Source organism: Streptomyces sp. CS113 (assembly GCF_002188365.1).
In the GTDB taxonomy this organism is placed as follows: domain Bacteria; phylum Actinomycetota; class Actinomycetes; order Streptomycetales; family Streptomycetaceae; genus Streptomyces; species Streptomyces tendae.
Window position 1 is genome coordinate 4,557,422 of record NZ_KZ195574.1, and the last position, 19,090, is coordinate 4,576,511.

Here is a 19,090-nt window from a genome sequence, read left to right on the forward strand (position 1 = left end):
GTGGCGCGACAGCCACTATACCCAACCGCGCTCCCTCGCGAGCCGCACCGCCGCGTGCCGGTTCTCCGCACCGAGCTTGCTCGCGGCCGAGGACAGGTAGTTCCGTACGGTTCCCTCGGCGAGCGCGGCCCGCTCGGCGATCTCCGCGACGGGCGCCCCGTCGGCGGCGTGCTCCAGCACCTCGGCCTCGCGCGCGGTCAGCGGCGAGTCCCCGGCGGAGATCGCGTCGGCGGCCAACTCGGGGTCGACGTAACGGTTTCCGGCGTGCACGGTGCGGATCAGCTCGGCGAGCCGCTGGGCGCTGACCGTCTTGGGGACGAACCCGCGCACCCCCGCCGCCAGGGCCCGCTTCAGATGGCCGGGGCGCCCGTGACTGGTCACGATCAGCACCTTGCAGGCGGGCAGTTCGGCCCGCAGCGATGTGGCGACCTTCACACCGTCGGCGCCGGGCATCTGGAGATCCAGTACGGCGACGTCCGGCGCGTGCGCCCGGGCCATCGCCAGGGCCTCGGGCCCGGTGGCCGCCTCGGCGACGACGACCAGGTCGTCCTCCAGGGACAGCAGCGCCGCCAGGGCCCCGCGGATGAGGTGCTCGTCGTCGGCGAGCAGAACGCGCACGGTCGTCGTCACGACGCGGCCCCCAGCGCGGCTCCGGCAGCGGCGGCCGGCAGCGGCACCTCGGCCGTCAGCCGGAAGGCACCCCTGCCGACGGGCCCCGCCTCCAGCGTCCCGTCCACCGCGGAGAGCCGCTCGCGCAGCCCCGAGAGCCCGGAGCCGCCCGGGCCCGTCGGGGGGCCGTCCCCCGTCGTCTCCGCCACGCCGTCGTTCTCCACCGTCAGCACTACACGCCCCTCCGACATCCGCACCGTCACCGCGACCTTCTTCGCGTCCCCGTGCCGCAGCACGTTCGTGGTCGCCTCCCGCACCACCCAGCCGAGCGCCGACTGCACCTCGGCGGGCAGACCGGCCGTCTCACCGGTGACCTCCGAGACGATGCCCGCCGCCGCGAGCACGCCCCGGGCGCCGGCCAGTTCGACCTCCAGGGCGGCCTCCCGGTAGCCGCGCACGACGTCCCGGACTTCGCGCTGCGACTCCTGGGCGATGCGCTGCACCTCGATCATCTGCTCCACCGCCTCGGGCCGCCCGCGCAGGGACAGCTGGACCGACAGTTCGCTCTTGAGCGCGATCACCGCCAGGTTCCGCCCCATCACGTCGTGCAGGTCCCGGCCGAACCGCAGCCGCTCCTCGGCGACGGCGAGCCTGGCCCGGGTCTCCTTGGCGTCGTCGAGCGCGTAGACCGCCTTGAGCAGCCACAGGGAGAAGTTCGAAGTGACGGCGAGGAGCCCGCCGGTCACCAGCACCAGGCCGGCCAGCACGACCGACGCGAGGGCGGGCATCTCCAGCGGGAACGTGATGAGCCCCGCGCCCAGCGCGAAGGCTCCGACGGTGGCTGCCCGGCGCCGCCGGCCCCGTACCCCGGTGGCGGTGACACCGGCGCCGTAGAGCATGACCCCGCCGTAGACCGAGCCCGCCGCGGTCTCCACCTCGCCGGCCGGTCCGCGCTCCGCGATCCCGACCGCCGTGATCGCGACCACGGCGGTGACGGCGATCAGCGTCCACATCAGCCGCACGGGCTGCGGGCGGCGGCCGAGCGTCCAGTCCAGGGCCCGGGAGGAGACCAGTACACAGACGGCGGCGTGCGCCGTGACCAGCAAGCACAGCACGGTGGCGAGTCCGGCGCCGGTCCGGCCGTAGGCGGTCACTCCCAGCGCCAGGACCTCGACGACCCCGAAGAAGTGGAAGGACCACCGCGTGTACGTCTCCACCTTCTCCGGCGTGCTCTTGATCCGCCACCATCCGCCCGGCCTGCGCATCCGTCCGCCGCTCCCACTCACCTCGTACGTCCTCGCACGTCCCTGTACGTCAGTGCCGCGGCTCCCAACGGAACCACCGCCGTACAGCAAACACCGCGAGCACGGTCCAGGCCACCGCCGTCGCCAGTGCGCCGAGCGCGTCGGCCGCCGACAGGTCGCCGGTCCAGCCGCCGCGGACCAGGGTGATGACGGGCGTCAGCGGCAGCAGCTCGCACACCGATGCCAGCCGGTCCGGCATCATCTCCAGCGGGAAGAACAGGCCGGAGCCGAGCATCGAGACGAACATGAACGGCAGCGGTGTGACCTGCGCGCTCTCCCCGGTCCTGGTGAAACTCGCGGTGACCGCGGCGAGCGCGGCGCACATCACCAGGCCGAGCAGCAGCCCGACGACGGCCAGGTGGACGGCGGACGGCGCGGACAGGTCGAGCAGCGCCGCACAGCCCGCCGCGAGCAGCAGGGACTGCACCAGCCCGCTGAGGACGGCCGGCAGCGCGGACCCGCTGAGGATCTCCACGTCCCGCAGCTCACCGGTGCGCAGCCGCTTGAGGACGAGTTCCTCGCGCCGGACGACGAAGACGCCGACGAGGGCCGAGTAGACGGCGAACAGCAGGGAGAAGCCGATCGCGGCGGGCAGCACGAGCGTGCCGGTGGTCAGCCCGGCTCCGGCGAGGTCCATCTCCTTGGCCCCCGCCCGCACGCTGAACGGCAGCACGAGCGGCACGAACAGCGCGGCGAAGACGGTGCCCTTGTTCCGCCCGAGCAGGGTCAGTTCGGCGCGGGCGAGGGCGGTCATGCGGCCCATCGGCGTGGTGGTCGCGGTCCCGGCGCGCTTGGTGCGGGCCGGTGCGTCGGTGGCGCTCATGCCGCGTACTCCTTCTCCGTCGTGGTGGGGGACGTCCTCGCGGACACCTCCTTGGCGATGCTGAGGAAGGCCTCCTCGAGGGACGCCGAGCGCACGTCCAGGCGGCGCAGCTCCACCCCGGCCTGTCCGGCCCACACCAGCAGGCCGGTGGCCGCGTGCTGGAGTTCCCGGGTGCGCAGCTTCACCATGCGGCCGTCGGTCTCGTGGTCGCTCACGCCCAGTTCGGCGAGCGGCGGCAGGTCGCCGACGAAGTAGCCGTCGGGCAGTTCGAAGGAGATGTGGGACGGCTGTGCGGCGGTCACCTCGGCCGGGGTGCCGGTGGCGGCGATCCGGCCGTCGTGCATGATCGCGAGCCGGTCGGCGAGGTGCTCGGCCTCCTCCAGGTAGTGCGTGGTCAGCAGCACCGTCGTGCCCTGGTCGCGCAGCGCCCCCACCAACTCCCAGGTGTCCCGGCGGCCTTCGGCGTCCAGGCCGGTGCTGGGTTCGTCGAGGAAGAGCACCTCGGGGTCGCCGAGCAGCGCGAGCGCCAGGTCGAGGCGGCGCCGCTGGCCCCCGGACAGCTGCTTCACGCGGGTGTCGGACTTCGCCTCCAGACCGACCAGCGCCAGCACCTCGGCCGGCGGCCGGGCGCCACTCACGCACGCCGCCCACATCCGCGCCGTCTCGGCGACCGTCAGCTCGGAGGGGAAGCCGCCCTCCTGGAGCATGACCCCGGTGCGGGGACGCACGGCGGCCCGCTCGGTGTACGGGTCGTGCCCGAGGATCCGCACCCGTCCGCCGGCCGGGGCGGCGAGCCCCTCCAGGAGCTCGACCGTCGACGTCTTGCCGGCGCCGTTGGTGCCGAGCAGCGCGAAGACCTCACCGCGGCGCACGGAGAAGTCGATTCCGCGCACGGCCTCGAACCCGCCCCCGTACACACGCCGAAGGTCGGTGACCTCAATCACGTGTTCGTGCTCGTTCGTTTGCATGCTTCAAGCATTCCGGCGCACCGGGCGGGACGACAGTGCGAGCCGTCATCACCGGACATGACAAATGTCAGAGCCGTCGGGGCCCCGGGACCGGGCACACGAAAAGACCCCGGCCCTAGGGACCGGGGTCTGATTCCCGAGCGGACGACGAGGCTCGAACTCGCGACCTCAACCTTGGCAAGGTTGCGCTCTACCAACTGAGCTACGTCCGCAGTTGCTCCCGATCGGCGGTTCACCGATCGGTGCGAGCACCAGCCTACCTGATCCAATCGAGTGGCCGGTACGGCGATGCAGAGCGGGTGACAGGAATTGCACACTGCGCCTTCCCCCTGGAAGGGGGATGTTCTACTACTGAACTACACCCGCGTGTCCGTGAGCCGGGCCTTTCGGCCTCGCCCCTCGGCGTGCTCCAGACTTTAGCTGATCACCCGGGGTGCCGCGCAAGTCGGTTGCCGCGAGGGGCGGCTGAGCGGCCGTCGGCCCCTCCGGGCCGGGGGCGGCTCACTGCGCCTCGGCGAACGCCTCGTACACCTTCTTCGGGATCCGGCCCCGCGCGGGCACGTCCATCTTGTGCGCCTGGGCCCAGGCGCGGACCGCCGCCGGGTCGGGGGCGACCTCCGTCTGCCGGTAGGCCCTGCCGGACCGGGAGCGCTTGCGGCCGGCCGAGACGTACGGCTCGAGCGACTTGCGCAGTTTCCGGGCATTGGCTTCGTTCAGGTCGATCTCGTACATCCGGCCGTCGACTCCGAAGGCGATCGTCTCCGCCGCTTCCGAGCCGTCGATGTCGTCAAAGAGAGTGACCACGACACGCTGCGCCACGAATATCGGTCCCTTCGTGCGGCATCTCCGCGATGACGTGCCAGAACGTGTCCGGACGCCGAGGTGATGCCGACTGTTCGCCTGTTATTGGGCAAAGTATCGGCTAATGACATTTCATTTGTACAGTGCCCGGCATTGCAATGGGAAGACCGACTAAATCTGCCCGCGTGTCCCCCGGGCAATAGGTGTCGGCGATCGATCCCAGATCTTTCCCGAAGCTTTTCTCGACCGCCCCCTCCCGATGCCGAAGCGTGACTGGGCTCACGTAGTTTCCTCCAAGGCTACGCGCGTAGAAATTTTGTACGGGTAGTCTGAAGGAACCTGCTCAGCACCACACACCGGGAGTGCCAGTGGCACGCGTCGTAGTCGACGTCATGCTCAAGCCGGAGATCCTCGACCCCCAGGGCCAGGCGGTGCAGCGCGCACTGCCGCGACTGGGTTTCGAAGGGATCTCGGACGTCCGCCAGGGAAAGCGATTCGAACTGGAAGTGGACGGGCCCGTCGACGACGCCGCCCTCGCCCGCATCCATGATCTTGCGGAATCCTTCCTCGCCAACACCGTGATCGAGGACTTCACCGTCAAGGTCGAGTCCGAAGACGTAGTCGCGGGAGCGGCGAAGTGACCGCTCGTATTGGCGTCGTCACTTTCCCCGGCTCTCTCGACGACCGGGACACGCAGCGCGCCATCCGCGTCGCCGGCGCCGAACCCGTCGCCCTCTGGCACAAGGACAAGGACCTCAAGCAGGTCGACGCCGTGGTGCTGTGCGGCGGTTTCTCGTACGGCGATTATCTGCGCGCCGGCGCCATCGCGCGCTTCTCGCCGGTGATGGACACCGTCATCGACCAGGCGAAGGCCGGGCTGCCGGTGCTGGGCATCTGCAACGGCTTCCAGATCCTCACCGAGGCCCACCTGCTGCCGGGCGGCATGCTGGGCAACGACCACCTGCACTTCATCTGCCGCGACCAGAAGCTGCGGGTGGAGAACGCGGACACCTCCTGGACCAGCGACTACACCGCCGGCCAGGAGATCCACATCCCGCTGAAGAACATGGACGGCCGCTACGTCGCCGACCGGCGCACGCTGGACGAGCTGGAGGCCGAGGGGCGGGTGGCCTTCCGCTACCTGGACATGAACCCCAACGGCTCGCTCAACGACATCGCCGGCATCACCAACGCCGCCGGGAACGTCGTCGGCCTCATGCCGCATCCCGAGCACGCCGTCGAGTCGCTGATCGGTACGGGCCGTACCGACGGCCTGCCGTTCTTCACCTCGATCCTCAAGAAGCTGGTCAACGCATGAGCCGGACGCCTCTGGACACGGTCGAGCACGCGACCGCGACCCCCGACGTCGAGCTGCCCTGGGCCGAGCTGGGCCTGAAGAAGGACGAGTACGAGCGGGTCGTCGAGATCCTCGGCCGCCGCCCCACCGGGGCGGAGCTGGCCATGTACTCCGTCATGTGGTCCGAGCACTGCTCGTACAAGAGCAGCAAGGTCCACCTGCGCCAGTTCGGCGAGAAGGCACCCCAGTCCGACGCCATGCTCGTCGGCATCGGCGAGAACGCCGGTGTCGTCGACGTCGGCCAGGGCTACGCGGTCACCTTCAAGGTCGAGTCGCACAACCACCCGTCGTACGTGGAGCCCTACCAGGGCGCCGCGACCGGCGTCGGCGGCATCGTGCGCGACATCATCGCGATGGGCGCGCGTCCCGTGGCGGTCGTGGACCCGCTCCGCTTCGGCGCCGCGGACCACCCCGACACCAAGCGCGTCCTGCCGGGCGTCGTCGCCGGCATCGGCGGCTACGGCAACTGCCTGGGCCTGCCCAACATCGGCGGCGAGGTCGTCTTCGACGCCTGCTACCAGGGCAACCCGCTGGTCAACGCCGGTGCCATCGGTGTCATGCGGCACGAGGACATCCACCTCGCGAAGGCGTCCGGCGCGGGCAACAAGGTCATCCTGTACGGCGCCCGCACCGGCGGCGACGGCATCGGCGGCGCGTCGATCCTGGCGAGCGAGACCTTCGACGACGCCAAGCCGTCCAAGCGCCCCGCCGTCCAGGTCGGCGACCCCTTCCAGGAGAAGCTCCTCATCGAGTGCACCCTGGAGGCGTTCGCCGAGAAGCTGGTCGTTGGCATCCAGGACCTGGGAGCGGCGGGCCTGTCCTGCGCGACCAGCGAACTGGCGTCGAACGGCTCCGGCGGCATGCGCGTCACCCTGGACGACGTACCGCTGCGCGACTCGACCCTCTCGCCCGAGGAAATCCTCATGAGCGAGTCGCAGGAGCGCATGTGCGCGGTCGTCGAGCCGGAGAAGGTCGACCGCTTCCTGGAGATCTGCGAGAAGTGGGACGTCATCGCCACCGTCATCGGTGAGGTCACCGACGGCGACCGGCTGGAGATCTTCTGGCACGGCGGCAAGATCGTCGACGTCGACCCGCGCACCGTCGCCCACGACGGCCCGGTCTACGAGCGCCCCTACGCCCGCCCCGACTGGCAGGACGCCCTCCAGGCCGACGACGCGAACAAGCTGCCCCGGCCGGGCACGTCCGACGAGCTGAAGGACCAGGTCCTCAAGCTGGTCGGCTCGCCCAACCAGGCGTCCAAGCAGTGGATCACCCAGCAGTACGACCACTTCGTACAGGGCAACACGGTCCTCGCCCAGCCCGAGGACTCCGGCATGATCCGCGTGGACGAGGAGAGCGGCCTCGGCGTCGCCATCGCCACCGACGGCAACGGCCGGTACGCCAAGCTCGACCCGTACACGGGCGCGCAGCTGGCGCTGGCGGAGGCCTACCGCAACGTGGCCACCACCGGCGCGAAGCCGCTGGCGGTCTCCGACTGCCTGAACTTCGGCTCGCCGGAGGACCCGGCGGTCATGTGGCAGTTCGCGGAGGCCGTGCGCGGCCTGGCCGACGGCTGCCTCCAGCTCGGCACCCCGGTGACCGGCGGCAACGTCTCGCTCTACAACCAGACCGGCGAGGCGGCCATCCACCCGACCCCGGTGGTCGCGGTCCTCGGCGTCATCGACGACGTGGCCCGCCGCACGCCGGTCGCCTTCCAGGAGGACGGCCAGCTGCTCTACCTGCTGGGCGACACCCGTGAGGAGTTCGGCGGCTCGGCCTGGTCCCAGGTGATCCACGACCACCTCGGCGGCCTGCCCCCGAAGGTCGACCTGGAGCGCGAGCGCCTGCTCGGCGAGATCCTGATCTCCGCCTCCCGCGACGGCATGATCGACTCCGCGCACGACCTGTCCGACGGCGGTCTGGTCCAGGCGGTCGTCGAGTCGGCGCTGCTGGGCGGCAAGGGCGCGCGGCTGGTCGTACCGGACGGGCTGGACGCCTTCACCTTCCTGTTCTCGGAGTCGGCGGGCCGTGCGGTCGTCGCGGTCCCGCGCTCGGAGGAGGTCCGGTTCAACGACATGTGCGGCGCCCGCGGCCTGCCGGTCACCCGCATCGGCGTGGTCGACGGCGACGCGGTCGAGGTCCAGGGCGAGTTCACCCTCTCCCTGACCGACCTGCGCGAGGCGCACGAGAGCACGATCCCGGGGCTGCTGGCGTAGCGGTCGCAGCTCCCTGAACGTCTGAGGTCCCGTCCGGTTCCGGGCGGGACCTCGTCGTCTCAGCGCACGTAGTTCTTGAGGATCTCCGTGTCGAGCTCGATGCCGACGGGGTCGGGGAGGACCGCGGTCTCCCCGAAATCCGTCAGGCGGATGTCGCGATAGCCACCGACCCGCCGGTCCGGGCGGCTGTGCACCGTGACCGTGCAGGCGTCCCGGTCGATCAGGAGATAGACGGGGATGCCCGCCTGCCCGTACGCGGCAGGCTTCTCGTGCCGGTCACGCCGGTCCGTGTCCGAGTCGTACGACGTGACTTCGACGACCATGAGGGCGCCGTCCGGCTCGGCCCATTCGCCGTGTCCCGCGAAGTGGGCCTCTGGCGCGAGCACGGCGTCCGGTCGCGCCCTGCTCTGCCGGTAGGCGTCGACCCGTAGCCCTTGTGTTTGGTACAGGTCCAGGTCGGGCCGCGTCTGCATACAGCGTTTGGCCAGCCAGGACACGATGCTGTTGTGGTCCCCGTCCGTCACCGGCTTGACCCCGATCCGTCCGTCGATGAACTCCAACGTGACGGTCTCGGGAGCGGCGGAAGCGATCGTTTCGAACTCGTCCACCGACATCTGAGACGTGTGCTCGGCCATAACCGTCATGTTGCACCTCCTTCCAGGCGCGGACCAGTGTTTCCAGGGCCGCGGTCCTCCCGGGCCGCCTTTCGCGACCAGACACACGTACGGGTGACGCTTGCGCGGAATTACGTAGCTACGTAATGTCGTACTCGTGGAGCAACTGGAGCAACGCGTGGCCGACCTCGAGCGGCGCCTCGCCGCCCTGGAGGCCGCCGACCGGTCGGCCCCCGGGCCCAAGGAGGGCGACCTCTGGGCCCTGGAAGGACTGAAGGAGCAGCTGGCGGAACTGAAGGCCGCGGCCGGAGGTGTCCTGTTCACCGGCTCCGTCCGGCTGCCGACCGGGGAGCTGTACGCCTGGCAGCACGGCGCGCTGACCGACGGGCTGATGGACGCCGACTGGGCCGAGTCGGCCGACGTGTTCGCGGCCCTCGGGCATCCCGTGCGGCTGCGGCTGCTGCGGGAGGTGCTCGGGGGCCGGCGCACCGCCGCCGAGCTGGCCGAGCTGGATGGGATGGGCACGACCGGCCAGATCTACCACCACCTGCGCCAGCTCACCGGCGCCGGCTGGCTGCACACCACCGGCCGGGGCCGCCACGAGGTGCCGCCGGGGCGGGTCGTACCGCTGCTGGTGGCGCTGTCGACCGCGCGGAACTGACCGAGGCCCCAACCGGCGGGACCGTCACGAGCAAGGGGGAACGAACGATGTCCGTACGCAAGCTCGCCATGATCGCCTTCAGGGTGCTCCAACTGGTCTTCCTGGCCCTGGTGGTCGTCGGCGTCCTCTTCGACCCGGGGTATCCGTGGTGGAGCGTCTTCCTGCCGCTGGTCCTCGCCTACGTCCTGATCACGGTGGTCAACCGGTGGAACGGCGGCCCTCCGGACGCGCCCGGCAGGTCCCGCGAGCCCGTCGAGGTCGCCCCGCCCGTCACCGGCCGCTGGTCCGCGCTGAACAGCCCGGCCGACCGCACCCCGAGCCACGGCGTCCACGCCTACGGCCAGACCTTCGCCATCGACCTCGTCGCCGAGCCGCAGCCCGGCGCCCGCCCCGGCTTCCGTGCCCTGTGGCCGCTCGCCCGGCGCCCCCGCGACTTCCCGGCGTTCGGCGCCCCACTCCTCGCGGTGGCCGACGGCACGGTCGTACGCGCCGACGACGGCCAGCGCGACCACCTGAGCCGCACCTCGCTGCCGGCGCTGCTGTACCTGATGCTCGTCGAGGGCTCGGTGCGGGAGATGGCCGGCGTCCGCCGCATCGTCGGCAATCACCTCGTCCTCGACCTCGGCGACGGTGTGCACGCCCTGTACGCCCACGTCCAGCGGGGTTCCTTCACTGTCCGCGAGGGCGACCGCGTGCGCGCCGGCCAGGTCCTCGCCCGGTGCGGCAACACCGGCAACTCCACGGAGCCGCACGTCCACTTCCAGCTGATGGACGGCCCCGACCCGGACACCGCGCGGGGCGTCCCCTTCACCTGGACCGGCATCGGCGTCCCGCGCAACGGCGAGGTGTTCGACGTAACGGAACCGGTCCCCGCCTCGCCCGAGTAGACACCTGTTACGTTCGTCCGTGATCGCGGCTCCCGCGGGGGCGCCGGGGGACGGGGACGGGGGAGCGGTGCGAATACCGGACGGGGCGCGCAAGACGGTCAACGTCGTGCTGTGCCTGGCCGCCGTGGTGGCCATCGGCTGGAGCGGCCGGGAGATCTGGCTGGTGTGGAACAACCACCGGCAGATCGACGCGGCCTGCGGGGGACTCGTTCCGGCGGGCCGGGTGCTGGACCTCTCCGAAGCGGGCGGCACCATCACGCACCGGAAGCTCGACGCGGACAGCTTCGACCCGGACACGGGGATCCCGCACGACTGCGAGATCTTCAGCACGGAGGCGGGCGAACGGGCCGGCACCGACACCGGTATCCGCTGGTTCTTCACCGGCGCGATGGGTGTCCTGCCGGCCGGTCGGCCCCAGATCGCGGACGCACCGATGAACGGCCCGCTCGACATACTCAGCCGGACCACCTACCCGCCGCAGCCCCTGGGCGGCGACATCGCCGGACGCGTCACCGACTCCTCGGTCACCGTGCAACTGCCGTGCGAGAAAGGAACGGCGGACGGCGCATCCGTGCGGGCCCTGTGGGCGCGGGCCGAGCTGATGCCGCGGCGCGGCAGCCAGGTGAGCGGCCACGACCGCGACATCCTCGCCGACACGGCCGTGGAAACCGCCAACAACCTCGCCGACCGGCTCGGCTGCGCCGACCGCCTGCCGGACGCCCCGGACCACGTGCCCGCCCTGACCGCGGGGCCCGTCCCGGCGGCGCGCGCGGAGGGGACCTGCGCCTGGTACGGGAAGACCGGCCTCGCCGACCGGTCGCCCTACCCGGACGAGGTCATCGAGAGCCGCACAGACGGCCGGGTGTGGGACGAGAGCTGCGCTCTCGTCCTCTCCCTCGGCCACGCCAACAGGGTGTACGCGGAGCTGGCCGACGCGCACGACTGGCTCGACAGCCCGGACACACCGGGCGAGTGGTTCGTCTCCCTGCACACCTACACCGGCCCGGTCGCCGAGAACCTCCACCTCACCGGCACCGACGACGACGAGCCCCTGGAACCGGCGGTCCCCGGGAAGGCGGGCCGCAGCGACACGGACCCGGTCTGGTGGGCCTCCTCCGTCTGCGACGGCCGTCCCCAGGTCCACACCATGACCCTCGGCCGCCTCGGCTACGCCAAGCTGGTGGCCTCGCGGATGGAGGGGGTTTTCCGCGCCTACGTCGAGGACGTGACCACCCGCCGCCACTGCACGGACGTCGTCCTCCCCGGCCACGACACGTTCCGCGCCGACTGGGGCGATTCCTAGACGACGGTCCGGGGTGAGCCCCGGAAACGGACCGGGGTGAGCCCCGGAAACGGACTGGGGCGAGGCCCGGGAGACGGACTGGTTAGGCTCACCGCCATGCCGCCCGCCAGGAAACGCCCCCGCGCCTACGACCCCGCCCGCACCCGCACCGCCGTCCTCGCCCAGTTCGGCAACGTACGGGCGGCCGTGCGCACCCTGACGTCCGAACAGTTGGCGCTGCCGACCCGGCTCGGGGACTGGACCGTGCGGGAACTGGTCGCGCACGTCGGGATGGCGCTGACCGCCGTGGACCGGCTGCTGGGGGAGCCCGAGCCGGTGCGGCAGGACGGACGGCTGCTCGACTGGCCGTTCGCCATCGCCGCCGACGCGGACGCCATCGCCGGGACGGCCCGGCGGCTCGCCGCCGAGCACCCCGACCTCGACGCCCACCTCGCCGACGTGGAGCGGCGCTTCACCGAGCGGCTCGACACCCACCCCGGGAGCAGGCTGCTCCCCACCAGCGCGGGCGCCCTGCCGCTGGACGACTACGTCGTCACGCGGACCGTCGAGCTGGTCGTGCACACCGACGACCTCACCGCCGCGGTGCCCGGCCTCGACATCCCGTACGACCGCCAGGCGCTGGCCGCCGCGACCCGGCTGCTGGCCGACGCGCTCGCGGTGAAGGCGCCCGGTGGCTCGACGGAGGTGCGGATCCCGCCGTACGCCGTCGTGCAGTGTGTTGAAGGCCCCCGGCACACCCGGGGCACCCCGCCCAACGTCGTCGAGACCGACCCGCTGACCTGGGTGCGGCTGGCCACCGGACGGCTGACCTGGAAGGACGCCCTGGACGGGGCGAAGGTGAGCGCGAGCGGGGAGCGGGCCGACCTCGGAGCGCTGCTGCCGCTGCTGAGCTGAGCGGAGGCCGGACGGAACCGGATCTTCCCCGGCTCCGTCGAATCGGCATGTACAGGCAGAGCAGGAAGACAGGGAAGAGCACGACGACCGGTACGAGGACGACGACCGGGAAGAGTGAGAAGAGCGGACGGAATCAGCGGCGCGGTGTGGCCCTGGCCGGGGCGGCGGCCGTCGTCGCGCTGGTCCCGCTCGCCGCGGCCTGCGGCAGCGAGAAGGCCGATGGCGGCGGCAGCGGTTCCGCGGAGGCGGCCGGAGAGCGCATCACCGGCGTCCGGTGGAGCATCGACAGCGTCACCGTCGACGGCGCCACCCACCGCGCGCCGGACACGGCCCACGTACGGATCGACGACGGCGGCGAGGCCGCGGGCAGCACCGGCTGCAACAGCTTCAGCGCCCGCGCCGACGTCGAGGGCGCGGGTGGCGACCAGCGCGTCCGGCTCAGCGACGCCATGTTCACCGAGAAGGCCTGCGCCAAGACCCCCGCCGGCTTCGAGAAGTCCCTCGGCCGCGCCCTCACCGCCGGCTCGCTGACCACGGACAACGAGGGCGAGCGGCTCACCCTCACCACCGCCGACGGCGACACCGTCCGGCTCAGCAGGTCCGAGGACGCGTCCCTGTACGGCACGAAGTGGGTCGTGGACGCCCCGGGCCGGCAGGACGGGAAGGGCCGCGCCCACCTGACCTTCGACCGGGACGCGAAGACCGTCTCCGGACGGCTCCCCTGCAACCACGTGAACGCCGGGGCCACCGTCAGCGACGGGCGTATCACCCTCGGCGCCCCGTCCACCACCCGAATGATGTGCGAAGGCTCACTCATGGACGCCGAGAAGCGGCTGCTGGGCCTCTTCGACGGCAAGGTCCAGTACCGGATCGATCAAGGAACCCTCACGCTGACCAGCGAAGACGGCGCCACGGTCCGGGCCGTCGCCGACCAGTGATCCACTGATGTGGCCGCATCCCCAATTCGGACCAGTGGTCGACCTCGCCTACACTCGGAGACGTGCCACGTGGTGACGGTCGACTCAATCACGATCTGCTTCCCGGCGAGAAGGGCCCCCAGGACGCTTGCGGCGTCTTCGGTGTCTGGGCTCCGGGCGAAGAGGTCGCAAAGCTCACGTACTTCGGGCTGTACGCCCTCCAGCATCGGGGCCAGGAGTCCGCGGGAATCGCGGTCAGCAACGGCTCCCAGATCCTCGTCTTCAAGGACATGGGCCTGGTGTCCCAGGTCTTCGACGAGACCTCGCTCGGTTCGCTCCAGGGTCATATCGCGGTCGGTCACGCCCGCTACTCGACCACCGGCGCCTCCGTGTGGGAGAACGCCCAGCCGACGTTCCGTGCCACCGCGCAGGGTTCCATCGCGCTCGGGCACAACGGCAACCTGGTCAACACCGCCCAGCTCGCCGGGATGGTCGCCGACCTGCCCAAGCAGGACGGCCGCTCCACCCGGGTCGCGGCGACCAACGACACCGACCTGATCACCGCCCTGCTCGCCGGCCAGGTCGACGACGACGGCAAGCCGCTGACCGTCGAGGAGGCGGCCGGCAAGGTGCTGCCGCAGGTGCGCGGCGCCTTCTCCCTCGTCTTCATGGACGAGCACACCCTCTACGCGGCCCGCGACCCGCAGGGCATCCGCCCGCTGGTGCTGGGCCGGCTCGAGCGCGGCTGGGTGGTCGCCTCCGAGTCCGCCGCCCTCGACATCTGCGGCGCCAGCTTCGTCCGGGAGATCGAGCCGGGCGAGTTCGTCGCCATCGACGAGAACGGCCTGCGAACGTCCCGATTCGCAGAAGCGAAGCCCAAGGGCTGCGTCTTCGAATACGTGTACCTGGCCCGTCCGGACACCGACATCGCCGGCCGGAACGTGTACCTCTCCCGCGTGGAGATGGGCCGCAAGCTGGCCAAGGAAGCCCCCGCCGACGCCGACCTGGTCATAGCGACCCCGGAATCCGGCACCCCCGCCGCGATCGGGTACGCCGAGGCCTCCGGCATCCCCTTCGGCAACGGCCTGGTGAAGAACGCCTATGTCGGCCGGACCTTCATCCAGCCCTCACAGACCATTCGCCAGCTCGGCATCCGCCTGAAGCTGAATCCCCTGAAGGAAGTCATCAAGGGCAAGCGGCTGGTCGTCGTCGACGACTCCATCGTCCGCGGCAACACCCAGCGGGCCCTGGTCCGCATGCTGCGCGAGGCCGGCGCCGCCGAGATCCACATCCGGATCTCGTCCCCGCCCGTGAAGTGGCCCTGCTTCTTCGGCATCGACTTCGCCACCCGCGCCGAGCTGATCGCCAACGGCATGAGCGTCGAGGAGATCGGCACCTCGATGGGCGCCGACTCCCTGGCGTACATCTCCATCGACGGCATGATCGAGGCGACCACCATCGCCAAGCCCAACCTGTGCCGGGCCTGCTTCGACGGCGAGTACCCGATGGAGCTCCCCGACCCCGAGCTGCTCGGCAAGCAGCTCCTGGAGACCGAGCTGGCCGCCGGGCCCGCCGGTACGGCCGCCGCCGACGCCATCCGTCGCCCGTAGCCGTCCGGGTCCCCGGCTCCCTGGCTTCCCCATGGTCCCCGGCCTCCCTGCCGAACGACACGAAGGTTCTCATCGTCATGCCTGACACAACTGGTGCCAGCTACGCAGCCGCCGGCGTCGACATCGAGGCGGGCGACCGCGCCGTCGAGCTCATGAAGGAATGGGTCAAGAAGACGCGGCGCCCCGAGGTCCTCGGCGGCCTCGGCGGTTTCGCCGGCCTCTTCGACGCCTCCGCCCTCAAGAACTACGAGCGCCCCCTGCTCGCCTCCGCCACGGACGGCGTCGGCACCAAGGTCGACATCGCCCGGCAGCTCGGCGTCTACGACACCATCGGCCACGACCTGGTCGCGATGGTCATGGACGACATCGTGGTGTGCGGCGCCGAGCCGCTGTTCATGACCGACTACATCTGCGTCGGCAAGGTCCACCCCGAGCGTGTCGCCGCGATCGTCAAAGGCATCGCCGAGGGCTGTGTGCTGGCGGGATGCGCCCTGGTGGGCGGCGAGACGGCCGAGCACCCCGGGCTGCTGGGCGCGGACGACTTCGACGTCGCCGGCGCCGGTACGGGCGTCGTGGAGGCCGACCGGCTGCTCGGCCCGGATCGCATCCGTACGGGTGACGCGGTGATCGCCATGGCGTCCTCCGGTCTTCACTCGAACGGGTACTCGCTGGTCCGCCACGTCCTGCTGAACGAGGGCGGCCTGGCGCTCGACGCCCACCTGGACGGGTTCGGCCGCACCCTCGGCGAGGAGCTGCTGGAGCCGACCAAGATCTACTCCCTGGACTGCCTGGCCCTCATGCGCACCGCCGAGGTCCACGCCTTCAGCCACGTCACCGGCGGCGGACTCGCGGCCAACCTGGCCCGTGTGATCCCCGACGGCCTGCACGCCGTGGTCGACCGCTCCACCTGGACCCCGGGCGCGATCTTCGACCTCGTCGGCCGGACCGGCCGGGTGGAGCGCCTGGAGCTGGAGAAGACCCTGAACATGGGCGTGGGCATGATCGCGATCGTGTCCGAGGAGTCCACGGACGTGGCCCTGACGGCCCTCGCCGACCGCGGCGTGGACGCCTGGGTGGCCGGCGAGATCACCGACCGCGGCGAGCACGCAACGGGCGCGGAGCTCGTGGGCGACTACGCCGCCTGAGCTGCTGCGGGTGCCGCGGTCGCCGCGGCTTCCGCGGGTAGCACAGAACCCGGTCGGTGACGGAGGTCACCGACCGGGATGGTGTTCAGTGCAAGGTCAAGCGCCGCGTCGCTGTTGGGACGGGGACTGGCCGTCCTCGTCCTCGTCGTCGTCCTCATAGAGGTCGGCGTACTTTGCGTACACGTCATCGTCCTGCTCATCGTCCTCGAATGGTCCGCCGTTAGGCGGTTGTGCATTCGACGGCGATGCGCCCAGCTCCTCGGCCAGGCGGGAGAGATCAGTCCCACCGCTGTTGTACTTCAGCTGGCGGGCGACCTTCGTCTGCTTGGCCTTGGCCCGGCCGCGCCCCATGGCTCGACCCCCTCAACGACGGGGCTCGACGGCCCCAGAGTCTTGACACGCGTTCATGGTCCGGAACGGGCTCTCCGCAGAGAGACCGGTCCGTAGGGCTTCCACGGTACCTGAGCCCACGCCCATACGGTACGTCGCCCGCAGCACGTGGCCCTGCCCAGGACCCTCGAGGCGCCCCGTCCTCGCTGGTCAACCGCGATTTTAACCACCTTTCGGCGGTCGACCCGCCGGGATAAGTGAGAGTTCTCTCGAACTGCCCCCCGACGGGTACCCGTCAAACCTGCGAAGACCCTGCCGGGCCACCGCCGTACGGCGCCCGGATCAGCGCCGGGTGCGTGCCTCCGCCATCCGCTGCTCGGCGATCCGGTCGGCCGCGGCGGCCGGCGGAATACCGTCCTCCTTCGCACGTGCGAATATGGCCAGCGTGGTGTCGTAGATCTTCGCGGCCTTCGCCTTGCACCGGTCGAAGTCGAAGCCGTGCAGCTCGTCGGCGACCTGGATGACCCCGCCGGCGTTCACCACGTAGTCCGGCGCGTAGAGGATCCCGCGGTCGGCGAGGTCCTTCTCGACGCCCGGGTGGGCGAGCTGGTTGTTGGCCGCGCCGCACACCACCTTGGCGGTCAGCACCGGCACGGTGTCGTCGTTCAGCGCGCCGCCGAGCGCGCAGGGCGCGTAGATGTCCAGGTTCTCCACCCGGATCAGCGCGTCGGTGTCGGCGACGGCGACCACCGAAGGGTGCCGCTCGGTGATGCTCCGCACCACGTCCTTGCGCACGTCCGTGACGACCACGTGCGCACCCTCCGCGAGCAGGTGCTCGACCAGGTGGTGGCCGACCTTGCCGACGCCCGCGATGCCGACCGTGCGGTCGCGCAGCGTCGGGTCGCCCCACAGGTGCTGGGCGGCGGCCCGCATGCCCTGGTAGACGCCGAAGGAGGTGAGCACGGAGGAGTCGCCGGCGCCGCCGTTCTCCGGGGAACGCCCGGTCGTCCAGCGGCACTCGCGGGCCACGACGTCCATGTCGGCGACGTAGGTGCCGACGTCGCACGCGGTGACGTAGCGGCCGCCGAGTGAGGCGACGAACCGGCCGTAGGCGAGGAGCAGTTCCTCGCTCTTGATCTGCTCCGGGTCACCGATGATCACGGCCTTGCCGCCGCCGTGGTCGAGACCGGCCATGGCGTTCTTGTACGACATCCCGCGCGCGAGGTTCAGCGCGTCGGTGACGGCCTCCGCCTCGTTCGCGTACGGGTAGAAGCGGGTGCCGCCGAGCGCGGGGCCCAGGGCGGTGGAGTGGAGGGCGATGACGGCCTTGAGACCGCTGGCACGGTCCTGGCAGAGCACGACTTGCTCATGACCCCCCTGGTCCGAGTGGAACAGGGTGTGCAGTACATCAGCAGGTGCGCCGTTTACGTCGGTCACGGTGGTGACTCCTGTGTAGGTGCGGCGATGGGTGGCAGGCCCCGTGAAGGTGGCGGGGACTGTGGCACGAGATTAGAGCCTGGGCGTGCCGGCCCGCCGCACAGTGCTCAGGATCACCTCCGCACGGAGTACGGGCATGCGACGATTTGCAGAGATTCTCGCGCGTTCGTGATCCGTTTCCTCAGATTTCCGCAGGTTCTCGCAGGTTTTCGCGTCGGTGCGCGGGGGAGGGAGCAGGCGTGCCCAAGGTGTCCTCGGTGATCGTCCCGTACGCGGCGTACCTGCGCGTGTACGAGCCGCTGGCGGCCTTCCCCGACGACGAACGCGCCCACTGGACCCGTTACGCCCGCCGCCCCGACCGGCCCTCCTACCAGGACGAGCTGCGCCGCTCCCTGGCCGATCTGCTGCCCACCCCGCCGGTGGCGGTGCCGGTGCACGAGAGCGCGGACGCCTTCGTGACCGAGGTGGACGGCGTGGTCTGCGTCTGCCCGTGGCGGACCCGGCTGCGCGGCTGGCAGGCCCTGGGCGACCTGGCCGAGGACTTCCCGGAGCCGGTCCTGGACGCCCTGATCCCCCCGGTCGTGCGGCGCCAGAGCGCGCAGGACTACGAGCGCTGGCTGGAACGCAACCCGGACGCCCGCCCCTGGATCCGCACGGCCACCTGGCAGGTGCCGATCAACTGGTTCGTGCTGGTCTCGGACGCGGAGCGCGAGTACGAGGAGGGCGGCGACGAGGCGGCGACCGCGCCGGTGCTGCGCTACCGCACCCCCATGGTGCAGGCCCGCCGACGGGTGGCCCGGGGGCTGCGGGCCCTGCGGGAGGCGGTGGACGAGGGACCGCTCATCGACGGCCTGGTGGACGTGGGGCGCTGGCTGGAGGAGTTCCACCCGCGTTCCCTGGTCGAGTTGGACTACGGCGGGCTGGTGCACGCCCTGCCCGCCGGGGAGTTGGAGGCGGACCACTCGGCGGCGGACGTGGCCGAGGGGATCGAGGCACTGCGCCACGGCGACGGGGCCGCCGCGGGGGCGGCGTACGGGCGGCTGGTGGAGCGCTGGCGGGCGGTCCGGGACCGGCGCTCCGCGAACTGACGTTTGACGTACCGCCCGATGTGGGGTTTCGTCTTCCGCTCCGACACCTGTTCGGGGTGGGCTGATCCCTTGTCGACAAGGGACGTAGGTCCCGATCCGGGCGTATGCGTCAAGCGTGACGGACCG

General features: G+C 71.2%; 19 protein-coding genes and 2 tRNA genes. 11 read left to right on the forward strand and 10 right to left on the reverse strand.

Annotation, left to right across the window (positions count from 1 at the left end; translation table 11 throughout):
* Positions 1-15: 15 nt before the first annotated feature.
* From B9W62_RS20220 to B9W62_RS20250, 7 genes are all read right to left on the reverse strand, one after another.
* The gene (locus B9W62_RS20220) at positions 16-630 is read right to left on the reverse strand and encodes a response regulator transcription factor (RefSeq protein WP_059302871.1); all 615 of its coding nucleotides are present in this window, start codon (positions 628-630) and stop codon (positions 16-18) included.
* Positions 627-1,874, reverse strand: coding sequence for a sensor histidine kinase (locus tag B9W62_RS20225; protein ID WP_087808507.1), 1,248 nt, complete (start codon positions 1,872-1,874; stop codon positions 627-629). The genes B9W62_RS20220 and B9W62_RS20225 overlap by 4 nt, the downstream gene beginning before the upstream one ends.
* A 49-nt stretch (positions 1,875-1,923) precedes the next feature.
* Positions 1,924-2,736 carry an ABC transporter permease gene (locus B9W62_RS20230; RefSeq protein WP_087808508.1) on the reverse strand — a complete coding sequence of 271 codons (813 nt, stop codon included), beginning with the start codon at positions 2,734-2,736 and terminating at the stop codon, positions 1,924-1,926.
* The gene (locus B9W62_RS20235; protein ID WP_087808509.1) at positions 2,733-3,704 is read right to left on the reverse strand and encodes an ABC transporter ATP-binding protein; all 972 of its coding nucleotides are present in this window, start codon (positions 3,702-3,704) and stop codon (positions 2,733-2,735) included. Before B9W62_RS20235 ends, B9W62_RS20230 begins: the two co-directional genes overlap by 4 nt.
* Before the next feature lie 139 nt (positions 3,705-3,843).
* Positions 3,844-3,916: transfer RNA gene (locus B9W62_RS20240), tRNA-Gly, on the reverse strand.
* Positions 3,917-3,998: 82 nt separating this feature from the next.
* Positions 3,999-4,070 (reverse strand) — tRNA-Gly (locus B9W62_RS20245).
* Positions 4,071-4,205: 135 nt separating this feature from the next.
* A complete protein-coding gene (locus B9W62_RS20250) occupies positions 4,206-4,523 on the reverse strand; it encodes a histone-like nucleoid-structuring protein Lsr2 (protein WP_087808510.1) in 318 nt (105 codons plus the stop codon).
* Between the two features lie 350 nt (positions 4,524-4,873).
* Between B9W62_RS20250 and purS the strand changes: the two genes are divergently transcribed.
* From purS to purL, 3 genes are read left to right on the forward strand one after another with little or no spacing between them, the layout of a single operon-like run.
* Complete coding sequence (gene purS / locus B9W62_RS20255) at positions 4,874-5,146, forward strand: phosphoribosylformylglycinamidine synthase subunit PurS (protein ID WP_003974895.1); 273 nt, start codon at positions 4,874-4,876, stop codon at positions 5,144-5,146.
* The gene (gene purQ, locus B9W62_RS20260; RefSeq protein WP_003974894.1) at positions 5,143-5,823 is read left to right on the forward strand and encodes a phosphoribosylformylglycinamidine synthase subunit PurQ; all 681 of its coding nucleotides are present in this window, start codon (positions 5,143-5,145) and stop codon (positions 5,821-5,823) included. Before purS ends, purQ begins: the two co-directional genes overlap by 4 nt.
* Positions 5,820-8,078 (forward strand): phosphoribosylformylglycinamidine synthase subunit PurL, encoded by a 2,259-nt coding sequence (gene purL / locus B9W62_RS20265; RefSeq protein WP_087808511.1) that lies wholly within the window; start codon positions 5,820-5,822, stop codon positions 8,076-8,078. The genes purQ and purL overlap by 4 nt, the downstream gene beginning before the upstream one ends.
* A 59-nt stretch (positions 8,079-8,137) precedes the next feature.
* Here purL and B9W62_RS20270 read toward each other — a convergent pair whose 3' ends face one another.
* Entirely contained in the window at positions 8,138-8,722 is a 585-nt protein-coding gene (locus B9W62_RS20270; RefSeq protein WP_003974892.1) for a Uma2 family endonuclease, read from the reverse strand.
* Between the two features lie 148 nt (positions 8,723-8,870).
* On the opposite strand from B9W62_RS20270, the gene B9W62_RS20275 reads away from it, so the two are divergent.
* The 7 genes from B9W62_RS20275 (at position 8,871) to purM (ending at position 16,109) form a co-directional block, all read left to right on the forward strand.
* Positions 8,871-9,353 (forward strand): ArsR/SmtB family transcription factor, encoded by a 483-nt coding sequence (locus B9W62_RS20275; RefSeq protein ID WP_087811992.1) that lies wholly within the window; start codon positions 8,871-8,873, stop codon positions 9,351-9,353.
* A gap of 47 nt (positions 9,354-9,400) precedes the next feature.
* Positions 9,401-10,240: a M23 family metallopeptidase gene (locus B9W62_RS20280; RefSeq protein ID WP_087808512.1), complete on the forward strand. Its 840-nt coding sequence runs from the start codon at positions 9,401-9,403 to the stop codon at positions 10,238-10,240.
* Between the two features lie 67 nt (positions 10,241-10,307).
* Positions 10,308-11,543 (forward strand): hypothetical protein, encoded by a 1,236-nt coding sequence (locus B9W62_RS20285; RefSeq protein ID WP_087808513.1) that lies wholly within the window; start codon positions 10,308-10,310, stop codon positions 11,541-11,543.
* 96 nt (positions 11,544-11,639) lie between these two features.
* Positions 11,640-12,437 (forward strand): maleylpyruvate isomerase family mycothiol-dependent enzyme, encoded by a 798-nt coding sequence (locus B9W62_RS20290; protein WP_087808514.1) that lies wholly within the window; start codon positions 11,640-11,642, stop codon positions 12,435-12,437.
* Between the two features lie 146 nt (positions 12,438-12,583).
* The gene (locus tag B9W62_RS20295; protein ID WP_256976519.1) at positions 12,584-13,375 is read left to right on the forward strand and encodes an META domain-containing protein; all 792 of its coding nucleotides are present in this window, start codon (positions 12,584-12,586) and stop codon (positions 13,373-13,375) included.
* A 62-nt stretch (positions 13,376-13,437) separates the two neighbouring features.
* Positions 13,438-14,964, forward strand: coding sequence for an amidophosphoribosyltransferase (purF, locus tag B9W62_RS20300; protein ID WP_087808516.1), 1,527 nt, complete (start codon positions 13,438-13,440; stop codon positions 14,962-14,964).
* Positions 14,965-15,041: 77 nt separating this feature from the next.
* A complete protein-coding gene (purM, locus tag B9W62_RS20305; RefSeq protein WP_087808517.1) occupies positions 15,042-16,109 on the forward strand; it encodes a phosphoribosylformylglycinamidine cyclo-ligase in 1,068 nt (355 codons plus the stop codon).
* 96 nt (positions 16,110-16,205) lie between these two features.
* On the opposite strand, the gene B9W62_RS20310 is transcribed toward purM, so the two are convergent.
* Positions 16,206-16,460: a DUF3073 domain-containing protein gene (locus B9W62_RS20310; RefSeq protein ID WP_052843058.1), complete on the reverse strand. Its 255-nt coding sequence runs from the start codon at positions 16,458-16,460 to the stop codon at positions 16,206-16,208.
* 321 nt (positions 16,461-16,781) lie between these two features.
* Complete coding sequence (locus tag B9W62_RS20315; RefSeq protein WP_087808518.1) at positions 16,782-17,876, reverse strand: Leu/Phe/Val dehydrogenase; 1,095 nt, start codon at positions 17,874-17,876, stop codon at positions 16,782-16,784.
* A gap of 239 nt (positions 17,877-18,115) precedes the next feature.
* On the opposite strand from B9W62_RS20315, the gene B9W62_RS20320 reads away from it, so the two are divergent.
* Positions 18,116-18,964, forward strand: a complete 849-nt coding sequence (locus tag B9W62_RS20320; RefSeq protein ID WP_087808519.1) for a DUF8083 family protein — start codon at positions 18,116-18,118, stop codon at positions 18,962-18,964.
* The last annotated feature ends 126 nt before the right edge of the window (positions 18,965-19,090 follow it).